Here is a 17836-nt window from a genome sequence, read left to right as displayed (position 1 = left end):
TCAAAAACGTACGCGGGTCCGTTATGCCTAACTGCCGAGAGGTTTACAATAAGGTCATGAGGTAAACGAGCTGCAGAAAAGAGGTGAAGCGATTTGAAAAGAGGAAATGGATTGGCGCTCCTGTTGATCGCATTGGGAGGATTGATCATCCTCGGCAAACTGGGCTTCGGATTGGGATGGCTGTTCGGAATTCTGGTTCCGATTCTGTTGATCCTGCTGGGCGTCGCCGTATGGAACAACGGGAACAAGCTGCTGGGAGGCGTTATCGCAGTCGTCGGAGGCTTCGTCCTGTTAGGCAAGATGAGCTTTCTGTTCGTATGGATTGCGGCGATCGGGCTGATTGTATTCGGAGTATCGATGCTGGGACGCAACAATCGCGCAACGAGATTCTAACCTTATTTATATCGAATAGCTGCCGCAATCAGGAATGAGGAGGGAAAAAGGAATGACCGTCATCAAAAGGGTGCGCGACATTACGATGGCAACGTTAAACGATCGGCTGGAAAAATCGGAAGATCCGGTCCGCGTCATCGATCAGTTTCTATGGTCGACGCATCAGGAAATTACCCAAAGCGAAGGGCTGCAGCGTCAGTATGCCGCGCATACGGACAGTTTATACCGCCAATGGAAAGACGCCGAGCAGTGGGCGGCCAAGCGCGAGGAGCAAGCGGTAACCGCCTTGAAGGCGGGCGAGGAGAACGTGGCGAAGCTGGCCCTTCAAGATAAAGTCATCCATGAGGAAAGCGCTCAGCGTTACCGCCAGCTCTACGAGCAAAGCCGGAGCGAGCTGAACGATCTGGAGCTGCTGCTCCAGGAGCTGCGCAGCGAGTACCGCGCGGTGTACGATCGCCGTCAGTTTTACGTTGCGAGAATGGAGTCGCTTCGGCTTCAGCAAAGGCTTAACGACAGGTTCTCTCCGGGCAGCGCGGATACGTCGCAGATGTTCCGCAAAATCGACGACCGCCTGACCGACATCGAGCTCGAGACCCGAAGCCTTCGCGACCTGCGCCGGATGGGCCAGGAAACGCTGCTGCACGCGGGAGAGGTCGTGAAAAATACGATCGAGAGAGAGCTCGAGGAACTGAAACGCAAACTGCAACAAGGAGGTTAAACGGAAATGCGCAAACTTTACCGTTCCACCCGGGACCGCAAGCTATTCGGGGTGTGCGGAGGATTGGCGGACTTCCTGGGCGTCGATGCGACGCTGCTGCGTATTCTGCTAATCGTCGTCGCCGTATTCTCCGCGGGTTCCGTTGTCCTCGTCTACATCATCGCAGGATTCGTAATTCCGAGAGAGCCCTACCACGGCGGCTTCGGTCCGGGTCCTTACGATCCGGGATACCGTGGACATGACTCGTCCTATTACGGCTATTCCAACGGCCCAGGCCCTCATCACGGCCCAGGCCACGGCTCGAGCTGGAACCCGAACGCTTCCGGCTACGCCGGCTATTCCTCTTCGACCGCTTCCCGCCCGGGACCTGCCGAGTCGGCTCCGCCGAACTCCGGCCGCTCGTCCCATGGGCTGGACGCGATGATGGAAGATATCGAGAAGAAATCTTTGCAAAAAGAGATTGAAGAACTGAAAGCCAGAATATCAAAATTCGAGAAGCAATCGAAAGGAGAATAACACAATGGGAGTATTTCAAAGAATTAAAGATCTGACGAAGGCGTCCGTACATGATTGGCTTGACAAGCTTGAGGATCCGATCGTGATGCTGAATCAATATTTGCGCGATATGGAAATCGAGATTCACGACGCCGAAGTTACGGTAGCCAAGCAAATGGCATCCGAGCGCCGGATGAAGCAGCGCCTGGAGGAACTGGTCAGACTGGGCGTCGATCGCGAAGGTCAAGCGGAGCACGCTCTGCGCTCCGGCAACGAGACGCTTGCCCGCAAGCTGCTCGAGGAGAAAGTGCAGTACAGCCAGCAGGCTTCCAGCCTGGCCGAGCTTCACGGGCAAGCCAGCGCACAGGTGTCCGAACTGACGGCCCAGCTTCACGAGATGAAGGAAGAATACTACAAGCTCCGCAACAAGCGCAACGAGCTCGTCGCCCGTTCCCAAATGGCGAAAGCCCGCAAGCAAATGGCCCAAGTCAGTTCTCTGCACACGATCGAGAGCGGGGCGGCTTCCCGCGGCTTCCACCGGATGGAGGAAAAAATTCTGCAGATGGAAGCGGAGGCCGAAGTGGCCAGATTGCCCGGCGTTTCTTACGGCGTAACGCCGAGCCGCATCGATCCGGAGAAGGAGTTCCGCGTCGAGCAGGAGCTGGAAGCGCTCAGAAGCCGCGTTCAACCGCAGCCGAATCTGGACAAAGAGTAAGCCGCAAGCATTCTCGCTTGGCGTAAGATATGCTATGATGTCGGATAGTGATGTCTGGCCATAAGGCAAGCCATAACGGACCTAGCGCCGTTATGGCTTTCCCTGCGACTGGGAGACGGATATGGCTGGAGGAGGTGTGACCCGACATGAGAAGATCCAATAACGCGATCGTGTTCATAGCAGCCGGCATTTACCTCGCACTTGGCGCCATGGCGGGTTACACGACGGTTAACGCGATTTTGCTTTTGCTGCTCGGCATTCATCGGTACCGGATCGATCGATCGAAGGTGTCGGTTGTCGTCATCGCGATCAGCACGCTCGTACTGATCGTCACGCAATTCGCGCTTTTCGTCGTCGTTGTGCTCGTGTCCCTGGGCATTTACTATTTTCGCGCGCGGCCTCCGGAATTCGGGACGAATGTCAGCCAGCATCGTCTGTTCGTGAACATGAGACTGGACGAACAATCCTGGGCGCTTCACTCGATGAGCCTCTGGCACGCGCTTGGGGAAATCCATATGGACATGTCGCTGGCCGTTCCCGAGGACAGGGAGACCACGATCGTCCTGCAGGGCATCGTCGGCGATCTGGATCTGATCGTTCCGGAGGATTACGGTCTTCAGGTGGACGCGTCAGTGCTCATCGGGCAAGTTTCCTTTCGGAAAACCCGGGAAGGCGGCATGATTCAGCGTCTGTCCTGGAAGTCGCCGAACTACGACCTATGCGAACAGAAGCTGAAACTTCAGCTTTTCTATCTCGTAGGAGATATCAAAATACGTACGGTATAATGTCGTTATGAGGAGGAGTCGCATGGAGTCTCGTAAGGTCACGAACATGGTATGGCGCCACATGGGCGAGGCCGTGCTGTACTCCTTGGGCGTGGGCGCTCTTGTCGTCTATTTGCTGATCCGCTACGGAGTGGACGGTTCGTTCCCGTCGGTGAACAAAGCGATTTATTTCTCGTTCACCGCGATCGGAGTGCTGACCGTCGCCGGGGCGGTTTTCGGTTTCTGGAGAAGTTACCCGATCCGCCGTCGGCTGGAGGCGCTCCGGGAGTCGATGGTCACGCTCGAGAAAGGGAACCCGTCCCCGCCGCCGCCCGATCTGGGCAAGGACGAGATCGGGCGGCTCGGAGAGCATCTCGTCAAGCTGGGCAGGAAGTGGGAGGAGCAGGTCTCCTCTCTGCAGCGGTTGTCCACCAACAACGCGGAGCTGGCCGCCCAGGCCCGCATGAGCGCGGTGGTCGAGGAACGACAGCGCCTGGCTCGCGAGCTTCACGACGCGGTCAGCCAGCAGCTGTTTGCGATCTCGATGACGGCGACCGCGGTCGGGCGGACGATGGACCACGATTTCGAGCGGGCGCGGCGGCAGGTGGAGCTGATCGAGGAGATGGCTTCCGCGGCGCAGTCCGAGATGAGAGCGCTGCTGCTGCACCTGAGGCCCGTCCATCTGGAAGGCAAGCGTCTGGCGCAGGCGATTCCGGAGCTGGTGGAAGAGATGAAAGCGAAGGTGCCGGTCGACATCTCCATCGATATCGAGCAGGACTTGCCGCTGAACAAGGGCGTGGAGAATCATCTGTTCCGCATCGTCCAGGAGGCGTTGTCCAACACGCTGCGGCATTCCAAAGCGACCAAAATGGACATCGTCCTGCAGCGTCGGGAGGAAGCCGTCCGACTGGGCATTCGGGACAACGGTATCGGCTTCGACACTCAGGTGAAGAAGCAGGCATCCTACGGGATGACGAATATGGAAGAGCGAGTGAACGAGCTCGGAGGCTCCCTGAATATTACGAGCGCCCCGGGCAAAGGAACGAGAATCGAAATTAGAGTGCCGTTGATGGCGGAAGGCGGTTGATTCGGATGGCGGCGGAACAGTCGTTGGTGCGTGTGTTGTTGGTGGACGACCATGAGATGGTCAGAATCGGCCTGGCGGCCGTGCTCGGAACGGAAGAAGGGATCGAAGTCGTCGGCGAGGCCGGCAACGGAATGGACGGGCTGCGGCTCGCGCGGGAATATTCTCCCGACGTCGTGCTGATGGATCTCGTGATGGAAGGCATGGACGGCATCGAGACGACGCGCCGGATTATGGAAGAGATGCCGGATTGCCGGGTCATCGTACTGACCAGCTTCCTGGACGACGAGAAGATGTATCCCGTGATCGAGGCCGGCGCGTTCAGCTATCTGCTCAAAACTTCGCGCGCCTCCGAAATCGCGGACGCGATTCGCGCGGCGGCGCGCGGCCAGTCGGTGCTCGAATCCCAGGTCGCTTCCAAGATGATGAATCGCTTCCGCCGTCCGCAGCAGACGGCGGCGCAGCCTCACGAGGATCTGACCGAGCGGGAGATGGAAGTGCTGAAGCTGATCGCGCTCGGCAAGTCGAATCAGGAGATTGCCGACGATCTGTTCATCGGCATCAAGACCGTCAAATATCATCTTACGAACTTATTCGGCAAACTGGGCGTGGAGGATCGCACGCAGGCGGCGATCTATGCTCACCGCAACGGGTTGGCGGACTAGATCGGCCAGACGGCCTTCACCCGCGCCAAGGAAATGACCGATTTGGCCGAGCTGACGGCCATCGGCGGTTCCAGCTCCAACCTTCCCCAATAGGCCGGCTCCGAATAGCCCGGCCCTTCCTGCTCCGAGGCGCTGATTTCGGCTTGCGGCTTCGATTTGCGTCTCCGTGTGACGGGGCGGTTCGTTCTCTCCCCGTTAAGAACGAGCGTCGAAGCACCGCACGAGGTCAAAACCCCCGTATGGCGGGCCCCGTCGTAAGTGACGACGCAAACCGCGCGGCCGAATAGCGGCCTGAGAGAGTATTCGTCTACGGAATCATCATCTTCCAGCATGCATGCCAACCTCCTGGGTCGTCGATTTTGATGCATTGTATTCCCATCGTGACAAACGTGTACGGGCGATCACCTATGCGGTGTGGAAAAGACAGTAAAAACATAGCGTTGTTCCATTAATTGTGCTACACTACAATTCATGAGATTTGACAAAAATCAGCTCATCCAATCCTGCCAATAAGAAAGATGAGGATCATGACGGACAACAAAAACGATACGATTTCCGCTCCCGCAGCGGTCTATTTCATTTTCGGGGCTACGGGCGATCTGGCCCGCCGCAAACTGTTCCCGGCTTTATACAGCTTGTACCGCGAAGGCAAGCTCGGAGAGAAATTCGCCGTCGTCGGCCTGGCTCGCAGGCCGCGGACGAACGAGCAGTTCCGGGACGACGTCTTCTCGTCCATCGGCGAGTTCTGCCGTTACAAGCCCGAGGAGAACGAGGTTTGGAGCGCTTTTGCCGATCATTTTACATACATGTCGCTCGATACCGGGAACGTCGACGCCTTTAAGCAATTGAAGGAGCATACGGAGCAGCTTGAAGCCGACTACGGCATTCCCGGCAATCGGCTGTTCTATCTGGCGCTTGCGCCGGAGCTGTTCGGCAGCGTCTCGCGCAATCTGCGCGACGGCGGCATGCTGGAGAGCGCCGGCTGGCACAGGCTGGTCATCGAGAAGCCGTTCGGCTACGACTACCCTTCCGCGGAGAAGCTGAACGAAGAGATTCGTCAGGCGTTCCGGGAGGAGGAAGTGTTCCGGATCGACCACTATCTGGGCAAGGAAATGGTGCAGAACATCGAGGTGATCCGGTTCGCCAACGCTTTCTTCGAGCCTCTATGGAACAAAAACCATATCGCCAACGTACAGATCACGCTCTCGGAGACGGTCGGAGTCGAAGATCGCGGGGCGTATTACAACAAGTCCGGAGCGCTCCGGGACATGGTGCAGAACCATATGCTGCAGATGCTGACGATGATCGCGATGGAGCCCCCCGCCCGCCTCGACCCGGAGAGCATTCGGGACGAGAAGGTGAAGGTGCTTCGTTCGGTCAGAAGATACGCCGCCGAGGAGGAGGTTCGCGCCAACATCGTGCGCGGTCAATACTCGAGCGGCTCGCTTAAGGGCAAAGCGCTCAAGGGCTATCGGGAAGAGGATAACGTCGACTCCGAATCGGTGACCGAGACGTTCTTCGCGGCCAAGCTGTTCGTCGAGAATTTCCGCTGGGCGGGCATTCCGTTCTACGTGCGTACGGGCAAGCGCCTTCCGGTCAAATCGACGGAGATCGTCGTCGAGTTCAAGAACGTGCCGGGCAACGTCCTGTTCGCCCGGAAGCAGAATCTGCAGCCGAATCTGCTCGTCATCCGCGTCAACCCGATGGAGGGCATCTACTTCCGGATCAACGCCAAGACGCCCGGCAACGATATGAAGATTCAACCGGTCGCGATGGAGTTCTGCCAGAGCTGCCAGGTCGGCATCAATACGCCGGAAGCATACGAACGGCTTCTGTTCGACGCTGCCCGGGGCGAAGGCACGTACTTCACCCGTTGGGACGAGCTCGCGGCCGCCTGGAAGATCATCGACCCGATCGCGGCGGCGTGGAAGGAATATGCGATCGAGCCCGATTTGTACCCGGCAGGCTCCTGGGGACCGGAGAAGGCGGAACGGCTGCTCGGCGACGACGGCTATCACTGGTGGCCGGTGAACGGACAGGACGAGGACAACGTCGTGTGGGTGTCGAATACCGGCAAGTAAACGGCGGGAGGAGAAGACCATACCTACCATCTACGATATCAGCATGACGATTACGGAGAGCATGCCGTCATGGGACAACGAGCAGGCGAAGAAGCCCCGAATCGAGAACGTGCAAAATCACGAGCAGGGCGTTCCGTATGAAAGCCTGCTGGCGATGAACTTGCATACGGGGACGCATGTGGATGCGCCTCTGCATATGCTCGCCGGGGGAGAGACGATCGATACGATCGCGCTGGAGCGTCTCGTCGGTCCGGCTCGGGTGCTGGATCTGACCGGCGTTAAGGAGCATATTACGAAGGAGGATCTCGTGCCGTTCGCGATCGCGAAGGGCGAACGCATCCTTCTGAAGACGTCCAGCTCGTACAGCGAGCAATTTTTGACGGATTTCGTGTATTTGCGCGAGGACGGAGCCCGATATTTGGCCGACGTCGGCGTCGGTCTGGTGGCGACGGACGCGCTTGGCATCGAACGCGCCCAGGCGGAATTTCCGACGCATCGCACGCTAATGCGAAGCGGCGTCATTATCGTGGAGGGGCTTCGTCTGAAGGACGTGCCTCCGGGCAACTACTCGCTCGTCATCGCGCCGCTTAAGCTGCGCGGCGTCGAAGCGGCCCCCGCTCGCGCGTTTTTGCTGGGCGATTGAATAAGGATAACGGAGAAAACTTCTCGGCCTACCTAAAAGGCCGTTTTTTTGTTGTTTAACGTAACAGTGTTATGTTACGATTTAGGCGGAGGGGTCATCATGGAACGCGATTTGATATCGAAGAAGGAGTTGCTGGAGGAGAAAGGAATCTCCTACGGACAGCTGTACCGGTGGAAGCGCAAGCAGCTTATACCCGAAGAATGGTTCATCCGCAAGTCTACGTTCACGGGACAAGAGACGTTTTTTCCCCGGGATCTCATTGTGGCGCGCATCGACAAAATTATGAGCATGAAGGACGACCTGTCGCTCGACGAGCTGGCCGACAAGCTGTCTCCGGCGCTGCCCGACTACGAAATGCGCAAGTCCGACGCAGAGAAGCGAAACATTGTTTCGAGCATTGTGCTGCAGCGCTTTGCCGCAGACGATGACGGGGCACACGTCTATTCATTCGACAAGCTGCTTTACTTATTTATCGTCGATAAGCTGCTCCAGTCGGGAGAGATGAGCCTGGAGGAAGGGGAACGGCTGCTGGAGACGCTGCGGGAGCATTTTCCGAAGCTCGCGGGCCAGCCCTGCGATCTCTTGTTTGTACGCAAGATGGGCGTCTCTGCGTTCGCTCTTCTGTCCGGTTCGTCCGAGCTGTATTTCGAGAATGGCGTTAAACGGGTTGCGCGGATTTCCGTGACGGAATGCATCGAGCAGCTTAAAGGACAATGGGGGTAGGGGGACATCGCATGAACCGATCCCTGATGGCGGATGTCGGCGTTCGCAAAGGCAATATCTTTGCGCGTTTTCGTTGTGCTATAATGGAAGCTGTTATTTTATCGTGAAGGGACTATCCGAGGATGAGCCAAAAGACAAGCGAGGAATTGCGGCAGGAAGTCGAGAAGCGCCGCACTTTCGCGATTATTTCCCACCCCGATGCGGGGAAGACGACGTTGACCGAAAAGCTGCTGCTGTACGGGGGAGCGATTCATATCGCCGGTTCCGTCAAGGCGCGCAAAGCGGCGCGCCACGCGACAAGCGACTGGATGGAGATTGAGAAGCAGCGGGGAATTTCCGTCACATCTTCCGTCATGCAATTCCAATATCAGGGCAAGCAAGTGAACATTCTGGATACGCCGGGTCACCAGGACTTCAGCGAGGACACTTACCGGACGCTGACGGCGGCGGACAGCGCAGTCATGCTCATCGACGTCGCCAAAGGCGTCGAGGCGCAGACGATCAAGCTGTTCCAGGTATGCAGCAAGCGCGGCATTCCGATTTTCACGTTTATTAATAAGCTGGACCGGGAAGGGCAGGATCCGTTCGAGCTGCTCGAGGAAATCGAGCGCGTGCTTGGCATCCGCTCGGTGCCGATGAACTGGCCGATCGGCATGGGCCGGGAGCTGTGCGGCGTATACGACCGGATGAAAAACCAGGTCGAGCTGTTCCAAGGGAAGGACCACAGCGAGATCGAAGTCCGCAAAACCGCCGACTACCACGATCCGGTCATCCAGGAGATGGCTGGGGCGTATTTGGCCGACAAGCTGGCGCAGGAGCTCGAGCTGCTCGACGTCGCCGGAGACTCGTTCGATTACGAGAAGGTGCGCACGGGCCAGCTGACGCCTGTGTTTTTCGGCAGCGCCGTCAACAACTTCGGGGTTCAGACGTTCCTGGAGAACTTCCTGGAGCTGGCGCCGAAGCCGACCGAACGCAAGACGACCGAAGGCGCGGTCGCTCCGGAGGAAGAGAAGTTCTCCGGTTACATTTTCAAGATTCAGGCGAATATGAATCCGGCGCATCGCGACCGGATCGCGTTCTTGCGAATTTGCTCGGGAAAATTCCAGCGGGGGATGAGCGTTCGCCACGTGCGCGCCGGCAAGGAAATCAAGCTGTCGCAGCCGCAGCAATTTCTCGCCCAGGACCGCGACATCGTCGAGACGGCATACCCGGGCGACATTATCGGCTTGTTCGATCCCGGCATCTTCCGGATCGGGGACAGCCTGAGCGAAGGCCGGGACGTCGTGTTCAACGAACTGCCGACGTTCTCTCCCGAAATTTTCTCGAAGGTGTCGATCAAAAATGCGCTGAAGCAGAAGCAGTATTTGAAAGGGCTTGATCAATTAACCGAAGAGGGCATGGTGCAAGTTTTCCGCTCGGTAGGCACGTTCGAGGACACGTATCTCGGCGTCGTCGGCCAGCTTCAGTTCGAGGTGTTCGAGTACCGGATGAAAAACGAGTACGGCGTCGATATTCAGCTGTTCCGCACGCCTTTCCAGTTCGCGCGCTGGGTTGTCGGGGGCAAGGTGGATCCGGCGAAGTTCCGCATCAATTCGGTTCTCGTGAAGGACAAGAACGATGTGGACGTCGCACTGTTCGAGAACGAGTACGCGATGCGCACCGCGATGGAGAGAATGCCCGAGCTGCAGTTTCTGGAGGTTGCCCCGTAAAGGACTTCACCGGAAAGGAGGACGGATGTGCGATGGGCAGACGGTATACGATCCGGGGCGGAAGCGTCGTCCGTCCGGATGGCGTAGACATTGGAGATTTGACAATTGAGGACGGAGCGATCTCCGGGATCGGCGGAGCAGGAAGCGGAGGGCGAGGCGAAGACCTCGATGCGGAGGGCTGCTGGGTGCTGCCCGGCCTGATCGATCTGCACTGCGATGCGATCGAGAAGGAGGTCGAGCCGCGACCGAACACGCTGTTCCCGATGGAGATGGCGTTCCTTCAATTCGAGCGCAAGCTTGCCGGGCACGGCATTACGACGATGCTGCATTCCTTGTCGCTTGGCGTAGGCTTAAGCCTGAGAGGAGAGCATCTCGTCGGAGAGATGATCGAATTGATCGCGTCCATGCGCAGGGAAAGGGCGATGATTCGCCATGGCGTGCATCTCCGCTACGAGGTGTCGCATCTGACGGGATTCGAGCTGGCTCGGCGGCTGCTGGACGACGGGCTGCTCGATTATTTGTCGTTGATGGATCATGCTCCGGGACAGGGACAATATCACCGGCCCGGCGCGTTCGAGAGATATGTAATGAAAAATCAGGGGGTCAGCGCCGACGAAGTCGCGGCGATCGTGGAGGAGCTGCAGACGAGGCGAAGCCGGGTCGACTGGAACAAGCTGAAAGCGCTGACCGCGCAGGCGCGCGCAGCCGGCATCGCCGTCGCTTCGCACGACGACGATACGGTCGAGGCGGTTCGCCGTTCGCTCGAGTTCGGGGCGACGGTATCCGAATTTCCGCTGAACCTGGAGACGGCCAGATTCGCTTTCGAGCGCGGGATGGGGGTGTGCGTCGGCGCGCCCAACATCGTGCGCGGCGGCTCGCATGGCGGCAATCTGAAGGCAAGCGATGCCGTTCGCGTGGGCGTGGCGGATCTGCTCTGCTCGGATTATCACCCGGCGTCGCTGCTTCATGCGATCTTCGGGCTGGAGGCGGAAGGCGTCCCGCTGCCTCATGCGGTGAATATGGCCTCCCGGAATCCGGCTATCGCTTTAGGCCGCGCTGCGGAGATCGGCTCGCTGGAGATCGGCAAGCGGGCGGACGTCCTCGTCGTGGCCAAGATTCGCGGCATCCCGGTCGTTCGCTATACGATCGTCGACGGAACGGTCGTGTACGCGGCCAGAGACATCGGTTAAGCGTGCCGGGGCGGCAGCTGCTTCTGCAGGACGGACACCATCTTTTTCCTGGCGGCTTCGGTGCTGTTCTTCCAGATAATCTCGAACAGGACGCCGAGGCCGGGCAAAGCCATCTCCTCCGCTCCGATCGAGCTCTCGATGATGTCGGTCAATTCGCTGTCTTCCTTGCCTTGCACGCGTTGAACGATCGCTTGTCTGAGGTCCATTTCCACGAGACTAACCTCCTGTAGGGAACAGATTCCCGAATAGGGTGTCCCGGCGGCTCGGCGCTTATGCCGCGAACGGGTGTGATATAATGAGCGCATGGATTGCGTACGAAGGAGGTACGGACGTTGGCCAAGAAGCCGCACGGTAAAAAACAGTTCGCCATTATCGGCATGGGCCGGTTCGGCTCGAGCGTGGCGAAATATTTGGCGGAGATGGGGTACGAGGTGCTGGCCGTCGACGACAACGCCCAGCGCGTGCAGGATGTGGCGCATTCCGTCACGCACGCCGTTGCGGCGGATTCGACCGACGAGGAAGCGATGAGCTCGCTCGGCGTCCGCAACTTTGACGTCGTCGTCGTCGCGATCGGACAGGATATTCAATCGAGCATATTGACGACGCTCATTCTGAAGGACCTCGGCGTGCCCTGCATTATTGTGAAGGCGCAGAACGAGCTTCACGGCAAGGTGCTTCACAAGATCGGCGCCGACAAGGTCGTCTTCCCCGAGAGGGATATGGGGCTGCGGGTCGCCCACCATCTGATTTCCCCGAATATTCTGGAGCATATCGAGCTTTCCCCGGATTTCAGCATCGTGGAGATGAAGCTTCCATCGTCCATGGTCGGCAAAAATCTCAAGCAGCTGGACATTCGGCAGAAGTACAACTGCAACGTGCTGGCGGTCAAGCGCAACGAAGAGATGAACATTACCCCGAGTGCGGACGAGCCGCTCATTCGCGACGACATTCTCGTCATCGTCGGCAAGAACGATCGATTAACGAAGCTGGAGCAGGCTTATGCGGAACCTTGAGCCCTACTTGAGCTCGGTTGCCAACCCCCGGGTGAAGGAATGGGCCAGGCTGTCGGAGCGGAAATACAGGGAGCGCGAGGGAAAGTTTCTGCTCGAGGGCATTCATCTCGTCCAGGAGGCGCTGGAGGCGGGCTGGCCGGTGGAGGCGATCGCCTTCGACGAAGGCTCGGGCGTGCTGGAGCAATTCCGGGATGATTTGGACGACGGCGTCGAAGGGAAGCGGCCGGACTGGATCCCGGTATCGCCCGAAATTATCGCCAAGTGCAGCGCGACGGGGACGCCGCAGCCGATCTTCGCCGTCGCTCGCAAGCGGCCGCCGGACGACGAGCGGCTGTACGGGACGGAGCGAGCGCTGGTCGCGGTGCTGGACGGCGTGCAGGATCCCGGCAACGTCGGCACGATCGTCAGAAGCGCCGCCGCCAGCGGGGCGACGGCCGTCGTGCTGGGCAAGGGGACGGCGGACCTCTACAATCCGAAGACGATCCGGGCGACGATGGGGGCGCTGTTTCACGTTCCCGTGCTGGAGGCGGATTTGGCAGAGGCGCTTCCGAAGGCGGCAGAGCGCGGCGCCGCTATCATAGGAACGAGTCTGCAGGCGGCGTCCTCCTGCTATGAACACGACTTTGCGGACGGCAGCGTGTGGCTCGTCTTCGGCAACGAAGGGGCAGGCTTGTCCGCTTCAGTCCGTCAATTCGTACATAAGAATGTGCTTATTCCGATGACCGGCCGCGCGGAATCCCTTAACGTCGCCATGGCGGCCACCGTGCTTCTGTTCGAGGCTCAGCGCCAGCGGATGAATCGCTCTCGGATGCCCGGGATTCCGGGCACATAAAATTTCCGGTATGAAAGGGATGCCATCCTTTCCTTAGGCTTGAGTACGTTGTCAAGGACCGGGCCTTCAATCTTCAGCGAGTAGGACGACTCGGGCGCATTCGTCGAATTCCATAACGGGCAACTGCCCGTTTTTTCTTTCTACCCCACTTATCGTGACTCCTTAAAGTAACGGTTCGCCGGCCGCTCTCTGATAATGATTCTCAATATGAATGCCATATGCTATACTAAATTCCACAGCTAATAGACGCGGAAGCTTTGCGGAGAACGACAGCTAAGAGGCGGAAGCTTTGCGGAGAGGGATCGAACGGAATGAAACGGATTTTATTCATCGAAGACGAGCCGCATCTTTCGCGGTTCGTCGAAATGGAGCTGCGGCGAGAAGGAAACGAAGTGGTTTTAGCTTATGACGGGGCGACGGGGCTTCATCTTGCGCTTGGCGAGCGATGGGATTTTATTTTGCTCGACTTGATGCTGCCGAAGCTGGACGGGCTGGAGGTATGCCGGAAAATTCGCGCGCTGAAAAAAACGCCCGTCATCATGCTGACAGCCAGAGACAGCATCTCGGACCGCGTAGCGGGACTGGATTGCGGCGCCGACGACTATATGCCCAAGCCTTTTGCCATGGAAGAATTAAAAGCCCGGATGAGAGTGATTTCAAGAAGACAGGAGGACGGTCCGGAATCCTCGCAAGCCTCCCTGACCTTCCGGGATCTGTCCGTCAACGTCGATTTGAGGGTCGCCAAGCGGGGAGGGGTCGAAATCGGGCTAACCAAGCGGGAGTTCGATCTGTTGGTCGCGCTGATGGAAAACGCCAATCGCGCGATGAGCAGGGAGACGCTCCTCAATAAGGTGTGGGGCTTCGAAGCGGTGGTGGACACGAATGTCGTCGATGTGTACGTCCGATATTTGCGCAATAAAATCGACGATCCGGACAAGCCCAGCTATATTCAAACCTTGCGCGGCATCGGCTACGCGATGAAATCATGATCAGCCGAGCCTGGAAGCGAACGTTGTCGCGCATGCCGGTTAAGTGGAAGTTGACCTTATGGTCGGCTTTCCTCATTTTCGTGCTGTTCATCGCCTACAATACCGTGCAGTACGTGTATGTCGAGAAATGGATGATGGCCCAGGAGAAGAAGCAGGCGCGGCAAAACATGAACGAGATTCTGAACGGGCTGCTGGAACAGGAAGCCGGCTTTACCGAAGACGAGCTGCTGCGGAATCGGAGCTATCTCGATAAGAAAAACCGGAGCGGTCAGCTGATTCGGATCGTCGACCAGCAAGGGAATAAAGTCATCGCCGTTTCCGACGGCATTCCGGAAGAGTGGATCGCTCCCGAAGGCAGATCGGAGACCGAAATCGCCGTTACCCGTCGTGCAGGCCACTCCTTGCTGGTCATAAGGAGTCCGATTACGATTCATTCGTTCAAGGGTACGGTCGAAATCGTGAAGAACATAGACCAGTTCCACAGGCTGACGGAAGCGATTTTGCGGGTGTTCCTTTTTTCCGGACTGGGGGCCGTCGTTCTGAGCGGTTTGGCAGGCGGATGGCTCGCCCGGCAACTGCTCAAGCCGCTTCAATTGATGGCTCGGACGATGAGGAACGTCGAACGCAATGGGCTGCAGGAACGGATCGCCGTCCCGGATAAAGAGGATGAGATTTCAACCCTGATGAAAATTTTCAACGAGATGATGGATCAAGTCGAGCGCTCTTTTTCCCGGCAGAGCCAGTTCGTCGAGGACGCTTCGCATGAATTGCGTACGCCGATTGCCATCATGGACGGGCATTTGTCCCTGCTGCTGAGCTGGGGCAAGCATGATCCCGAAACTTTGGAGGAATCGTTGAACATTTCCTATCAAGAGCTCACCCGGCTTAAAGCGCTCGTTCAGGATTTGCTTACGCTTACCCGAGCGGAGAAGGACGGGGGGGCTGCGTATGAAGCGACGCCGCGAGCGGATCGGGTAATTCTCGACGTTGTCGGGCAATGGGAGCAGCTGCATCCGCAGTATCTGTTCGAGACGAGGACGGCCGGCTTTGAGAATCGGGAGGTCGTCGTTTCGGAAAGGCATCTGGAGCAGTTGGCCATGATTCTGCTCGACAACGCGGTTAAGTACTCCGAGCCCGGCTCTTCTATCCGAGTTACGGCTTCTGTGCGCGACGACGTCGCGGTGTTCGAGATTGCCGACAACGGAGCAGGCATTCCCGAGAAAGACCTGCCGTTCGTGACGGACCGTTTTTACCGGGTGGACAAGGCGCGAAGCCGCAAGCAGGGGGGAACGGGGCTCGGCTTGGCGATCGCCAAGCGGCTGATCGAGCGCTACAACGGCCATATGACGATCCAAAGCCGGGAGTTCGAAGGAACGACCGTCACGTTCTCGTTCGCCTGCCGTGCTTATGAGGATCGTCGGGAGGGGAGATCCAATGAAACAAAAGGTTAACCGCGGAGCGCTGCTGGCGGCCGTATCTGCCCTGCTCGTAACGGTGTGCATGTCCTGCGCGGACAAGGGGCAGAAGGAATTCGCGGGCAATCGGCAGATCGTCAACGTCTTCACGGCGAGGCATTATCAGGTGGATACCGCGATCTATCAGGAATTCACGCGGCGGACAGGCATTCATGTTCAAGAGATCAAGGGAACGGCGGAGGAGCTTATCGAGCGGATGGAACGGGAGGGAGAACACACGCCCGCGGATCTGTTCGTCTCCGTCGACGGCGGAATCCTTCATTTTGCGAAGCAAAGAGGGGTGCTTCAACCGATAGCGTCCGAAGCCGTGAACCGGAGCGTGCCTGCGGAATGGCGCGATCCGGACGGCTATTGGACGGGAATTTCCACCCGTTCCAGGGTGCTTGTGTATGCCAAAGATCGCGTAAACCCGGAGGACTTGTCGTCCTATGAAGCCTTGACGAGCGAGCGCTGGAGAGGGAAGGTGCTGGTTCGGTCGGCATCGAGTCTGTACAACCAGGCTCTGCTGGCCTCATTTATCGGTCTGCATGGAGAGCGGGAGGCCGCCAAGTGGGCGGAGGAGATCGTCCGGAATTTTGCCCGCGCTCCGGAAGGGGGAGACAAAGATCAGGTCATGGCAATCGCGGCGAAGGTTGGGGATGTGGCTATTATGAATACGTACTACATTGGGCAAATGCTCAGTTCGAAAGATCTGGCCGAGCGGGAGGCCGCCGAGAAGCTCGGTATAGTGTTCCCTAACCAGCAAACGACGGGAACCCATGTGAACATTAGCGGAATCGGCTTGGCCAAGCATGCTCCCCATAAAGAGAACGCGCTGAAGCTGATCGAATTTCTGACAGGCGCGGAAGGGCAAACGATGCTTGCGATGACGAGCTACGAGTTCCCGGTAAACGCCGAAGCCGATAGGCCCGAGTGGTTGAGGAACTGGCAGGGCTTCAAGCGGCAGCCGGTGGATATCGCGGGCCTCGGCCAGTTTTATGAGCAGGCGAAGGAAATTTTCCAGAGAGCCGGTTGGGAATAAGGAAGCGGATCGTCGAATCGCTGCATTTGCGAACAAAAGATTTTCTTTCACAGTATTTTCTCATTTTCGGTTGTTAAAATGAGAAATAGGCAGATCGACTAATAATGATATTCATTATCATAGCCCAAGGGCGTTTTATTTGACAGTTTGATGAGAATGAATATCGTTGTCGTTTATGGCGATTACGAGGAGGAAAATAAAGATGTTCAGCAAACGCAATTCGATGTATGTCCTTGTTTCAATGATGATCGTAATGGCGGTTTTGGCGGGGTGCGGAGCTAATCCGTCCAACTCAAGCCAGGCCGGCGGCGCCGCTCCCAGCCAAACGCAGGAGGCTTCCGAGTCGGCCAGCCCGGAGCCGGCCCAAACGGGCGGCGAGGTTAATATTTATTCGGCTCGCCATTACGATGTGGATAAAGAACTCTATGACGCGTTTACGAAGCAAACGGGCATTCAAGTCAATGTGGTGGAAGGAAAAGCTCCTGAGCTGATCGAGCGCATCAAGCGCGAAGGCTCGAGCACGCCTGCGGACCTGTTTATTACGGTAGACGGCGGCATTTTGAACTCGGCCAAAGCAGGGGAGATTCTGCAGCCGGTCGAATCCGGCGTGATCGACGAACAAGTGCCTTCCGAGCTGCGCGACCGGGACAATCACTGGATCGGCTTATCCACGCGGGCGCGCGTGATCGTATATGCCAAGGACCGTGTCGATCCCAGCCAGCTTTCCACTTACGAAGATCTCGCCGAGGATAAATGGAAGGGCAAGGTTCTCGTAAGATCGGCGACAAACCTGTACAACCAGTCGATGCTGGCTTCCTTTATCGCGATCATGGGCGAGAAAGAAGCGGAAGCCTGGGCGGCCGGCATTGCGGCGAACCTGGCGCGCGAGCCGGAGGGCGGCGACCGGGATCAGGCGAAGGCGATCGTTGCCGGCGTTGGCGATGTCGGGATTATGAACACTTACTACGTTGGACAGCTGGCAGCTTCGCAGGACGCCGAAGAAGTGAAGGTTGCCGGGCAAGTGGGGGTATTTTTCCCGAACCAGCAAACGACGGGAACCCACATCAACATAAGCGGAGCAGGGCTTGTCAAGCACAGCAAAAATAAAGACAACGCCGTGAAGCTGCTGGAGTTTCTGACCGCGGCGGAAGCGCAAACGAAAATTTCGCAGGCCAATTTCGAATTTCCGGTCAACCGCCAAGCGGAAGTTCCGGAGCTGCTGAAAAGCTGGGGAGAGTTCAAGACCCAGGACATCGATTTCGCGAAATACGGCGAATTGAATCCGAAAGCCGTGGAGATCGCCAATAAGGTCGGCTGGAAGTAAGC

Annotated in this window: 20 protein-coding genes; 18 read left to right on the top strand and 2 right to left on the bottom strand. The window is 57.8% G+C overall.

The genetic code is table 11. The annotated features are described in order from the left end of the window. The first annotated feature begins 93 nt into the window (after positions 1-93). From ACFO3S_RS02780 to ACFO3S_RS02750, 7 genes are all read left to right on the top strand, one after another. The gene (locus tag ACFO3S_RS02780) at positions 94-393 is read left to right on the top strand and encodes a LiaF transmembrane domain-containing protein (protein ID WP_378091972.1); all 300 of its coding nucleotides are present in this window, start codon (positions 94-96) and stop codon (positions 391-393) included. Positions 394-445: 52 nt separating this feature from the next. Continuing rightward, a complete protein-coding gene (locus tag ACFO3S_RS02775; protein WP_378091970.1) occupies positions 446-1111 on the top strand; it encodes a PspA/IM30 family protein in 666 nt (221 codons plus the stop codon). A 6-nt stretch (positions 1112-1117) separates the two neighbouring features. Further along, complete coding sequence (locus ACFO3S_RS02770) at positions 1118-1627, top strand: PspC domain-containing protein (protein ID WP_378091968.1); 510 nt, start codon at positions 1118-1120, stop codon at positions 1625-1627. A 4-nt stretch (positions 1628-1631) separates the two neighbouring features. Then, complete coding sequence (locus ACFO3S_RS02765) at positions 1632-2321, top strand: PspA/IM30 family protein (RefSeq protein ID WP_378091966.1); 690 nt, start codon at positions 1632-1634, stop codon at positions 2319-2321. A gap of 146 nt (positions 2322-2467) precedes the next feature. Next, entirely contained in the window at positions 2468-3106 is a 639-nt protein-coding gene (liaF, locus tag ACFO3S_RS02760) for a cell wall-active antibiotics response protein LiaF (RefSeq protein WP_378091964.1), read from the top strand. Positions 3107-3128: 22 nt separating this feature from the next. Then, positions 3129-4172 carry a HAMP domain-containing sensor histidine kinase gene (locus ACFO3S_RS02755; RefSeq protein WP_378091962.1) on the top strand — a complete coding sequence of 348 codons (1044 nt, stop codon included), beginning with the start codon at positions 3129-3131 and terminating at the stop codon, positions 4170-4172. 5 nt (positions 4173-4177) lie between these two features. Further along, positions 4178-4834, top strand: coding sequence for a response regulator (locus ACFO3S_RS02750; protein WP_378091960.1), 657 nt, complete (start codon positions 4178-4180; stop codon positions 4832-4834). Here ACFO3S_RS02750 and ACFO3S_RS02745 read toward each other — a convergent pair. Then, entirely contained in the window at positions 4831-5166 is a 336-nt protein-coding gene (locus tag ACFO3S_RS02745) for a hypothetical protein (RefSeq protein WP_378091958.1), read from the bottom strand. The two genes, ACFO3S_RS02750 and ACFO3S_RS02745, sit on opposite strands and share 4 nt — an antisense overlap. Before the next feature lie 195 nt (positions 5167-5361). Here ACFO3S_RS02745 and zwf point away from each other — a divergent pair, with 195 nt between their 5' ends. From zwf to ACFO3S_RS02720, 5 genes are all read left to right on the top strand, one after another. Continuing rightward, on the top strand, positions 5362-6915 hold the full coding sequence (gene zwf, locus ACFO3S_RS02740) for a glucose-6-phosphate dehydrogenase (protein WP_378091956.1): 1554 nt from the start codon (positions 5362-5364) through the stop codon (positions 6913-6915). 43 nt (positions 6916-6958) lie between these two features. After that, positions 6959-7558, top strand: coding sequence for a cyclase family protein (locus ACFO3S_RS02735; RefSeq protein WP_378091954.1), 600 nt, complete (start codon positions 6959-6961; stop codon positions 7556-7558). A 99-nt stretch (positions 7559-7657) separates the two neighbouring features. Then, positions 7658-8281 carry a YhbD family protein gene (locus ACFO3S_RS02730; RefSeq protein ID WP_378091952.1) on the top strand — a complete coding sequence of 208 codons (624 nt, stop codon included), beginning with the start codon at positions 7658-7660 and terminating at the stop codon, positions 8279-8281. A gap of 122 nt (positions 8282-8403) precedes the next feature. Beyond that, positions 8404-9990 (top strand): peptide chain release factor 3, encoded by a 1587-nt coding sequence (locus ACFO3S_RS02725; RefSeq protein WP_378091950.1) that lies wholly within the window; start codon positions 8404-8406, stop codon positions 9988-9990. 32 nt (positions 9991-10022) lie between these two features. Next, positions 10023-11180 carry an alpha-D-ribose 1-methylphosphonate 5-triphosphate diphosphatase gene (locus ACFO3S_RS02720; protein ID WP_378091948.1) on the top strand — a complete coding sequence of 386 codons (1158 nt, stop codon included), beginning with the start codon at positions 10023-10025 and terminating at the stop codon, positions 11178-11180. Here the strand turns inward: ACFO3S_RS02720 and sspI are convergent. Next, complete coding sequence (gene sspI, locus ACFO3S_RS02715) at positions 11177-11386, bottom strand: small acid-soluble spore protein SspI (RefSeq protein WP_378092246.1); 210 nt, start codon at positions 11384-11386, stop codon at positions 11177-11179. The genes ACFO3S_RS02720 and sspI overlap by 4 nt on opposite strands. 126 nt (positions 11387-11512) lie before the next feature. On the opposite strand from sspI, the gene ACFO3S_RS02710 reads away from it, so the two are divergent. The 6 genes from ACFO3S_RS02710 (at position 11513) to ACFO3S_RS02685 (ending at position 17834) form a co-directional block, all read left to right on the top strand. Continuing rightward, positions 11513-12193 (top strand): potassium channel family protein, encoded by a 681-nt coding sequence (locus tag ACFO3S_RS02710; protein ID WP_378091946.1) that lies wholly within the window; start codon positions 11513-11515, stop codon positions 12191-12193. Beyond that, entirely contained in the window at positions 12180-13025 is an 846-nt protein-coding gene (locus ACFO3S_RS02705) for a TrmH family RNA methyltransferase (protein ID WP_378091944.1), read from the top strand. The genes ACFO3S_RS02710 and ACFO3S_RS02705 overlap by 14 nt, the downstream gene beginning before the upstream one ends. 311 nt (positions 13026-13336) lie before the next feature. After that, the gene (locus ACFO3S_RS02700; RefSeq protein ID WP_378091942.1) at positions 13337-14014 is read left to right on the top strand and encodes a response regulator transcription factor; all 678 of its coding nucleotides are present in this window, start codon (positions 13337-13339) and stop codon (positions 14012-14014) included. Then, positions 14011-15465, top strand: a complete 1455-nt coding sequence (locus ACFO3S_RS02695; RefSeq protein ID WP_378091940.1) for a HAMP domain-containing sensor histidine kinase — start codon at positions 14011-14013, stop codon at positions 15463-15465. The genes ACFO3S_RS02700 and ACFO3S_RS02695 overlap by 4 nt, the downstream gene beginning before the upstream one ends. After that, positions 15449-16510, top strand: coding sequence for an extracellular solute-binding protein (locus ACFO3S_RS02690; protein WP_378091938.1), 1062 nt, complete (start codon positions 15449-15451; stop codon positions 16508-16510). Before ACFO3S_RS02695 ends, ACFO3S_RS02690 begins: the two co-directional genes overlap by 17 nt. 202 nt (positions 16511-16712) lie before the next feature. Then, positions 16713-17834 carry a Fe(3+) ABC transporter substrate-binding protein gene (locus tag ACFO3S_RS02685; RefSeq protein ID WP_378091936.1) on the top strand — a complete coding sequence of 374 codons (1122 nt, stop codon included), beginning with the start codon at positions 16713-16715 and terminating at the stop codon, positions 17832-17834. Positions 17835-17836 lie beyond the last annotated feature (2 nt).

Source organism: Cohnella hongkongensis (genome assembly GCF_042654645.1).
In the GTDB taxonomy this organism is placed as follows: Bacteria; Bacillota; Bacilli; order Paenibacillales; family Paenibacillaceae; genus Cohnella; species Cohnella hongkongensis.
The sequence above is the reverse complement of the archived record's forward strand: the minus strand, read 5'-3'. Positions and strand labels throughout refer to the sequence as shown.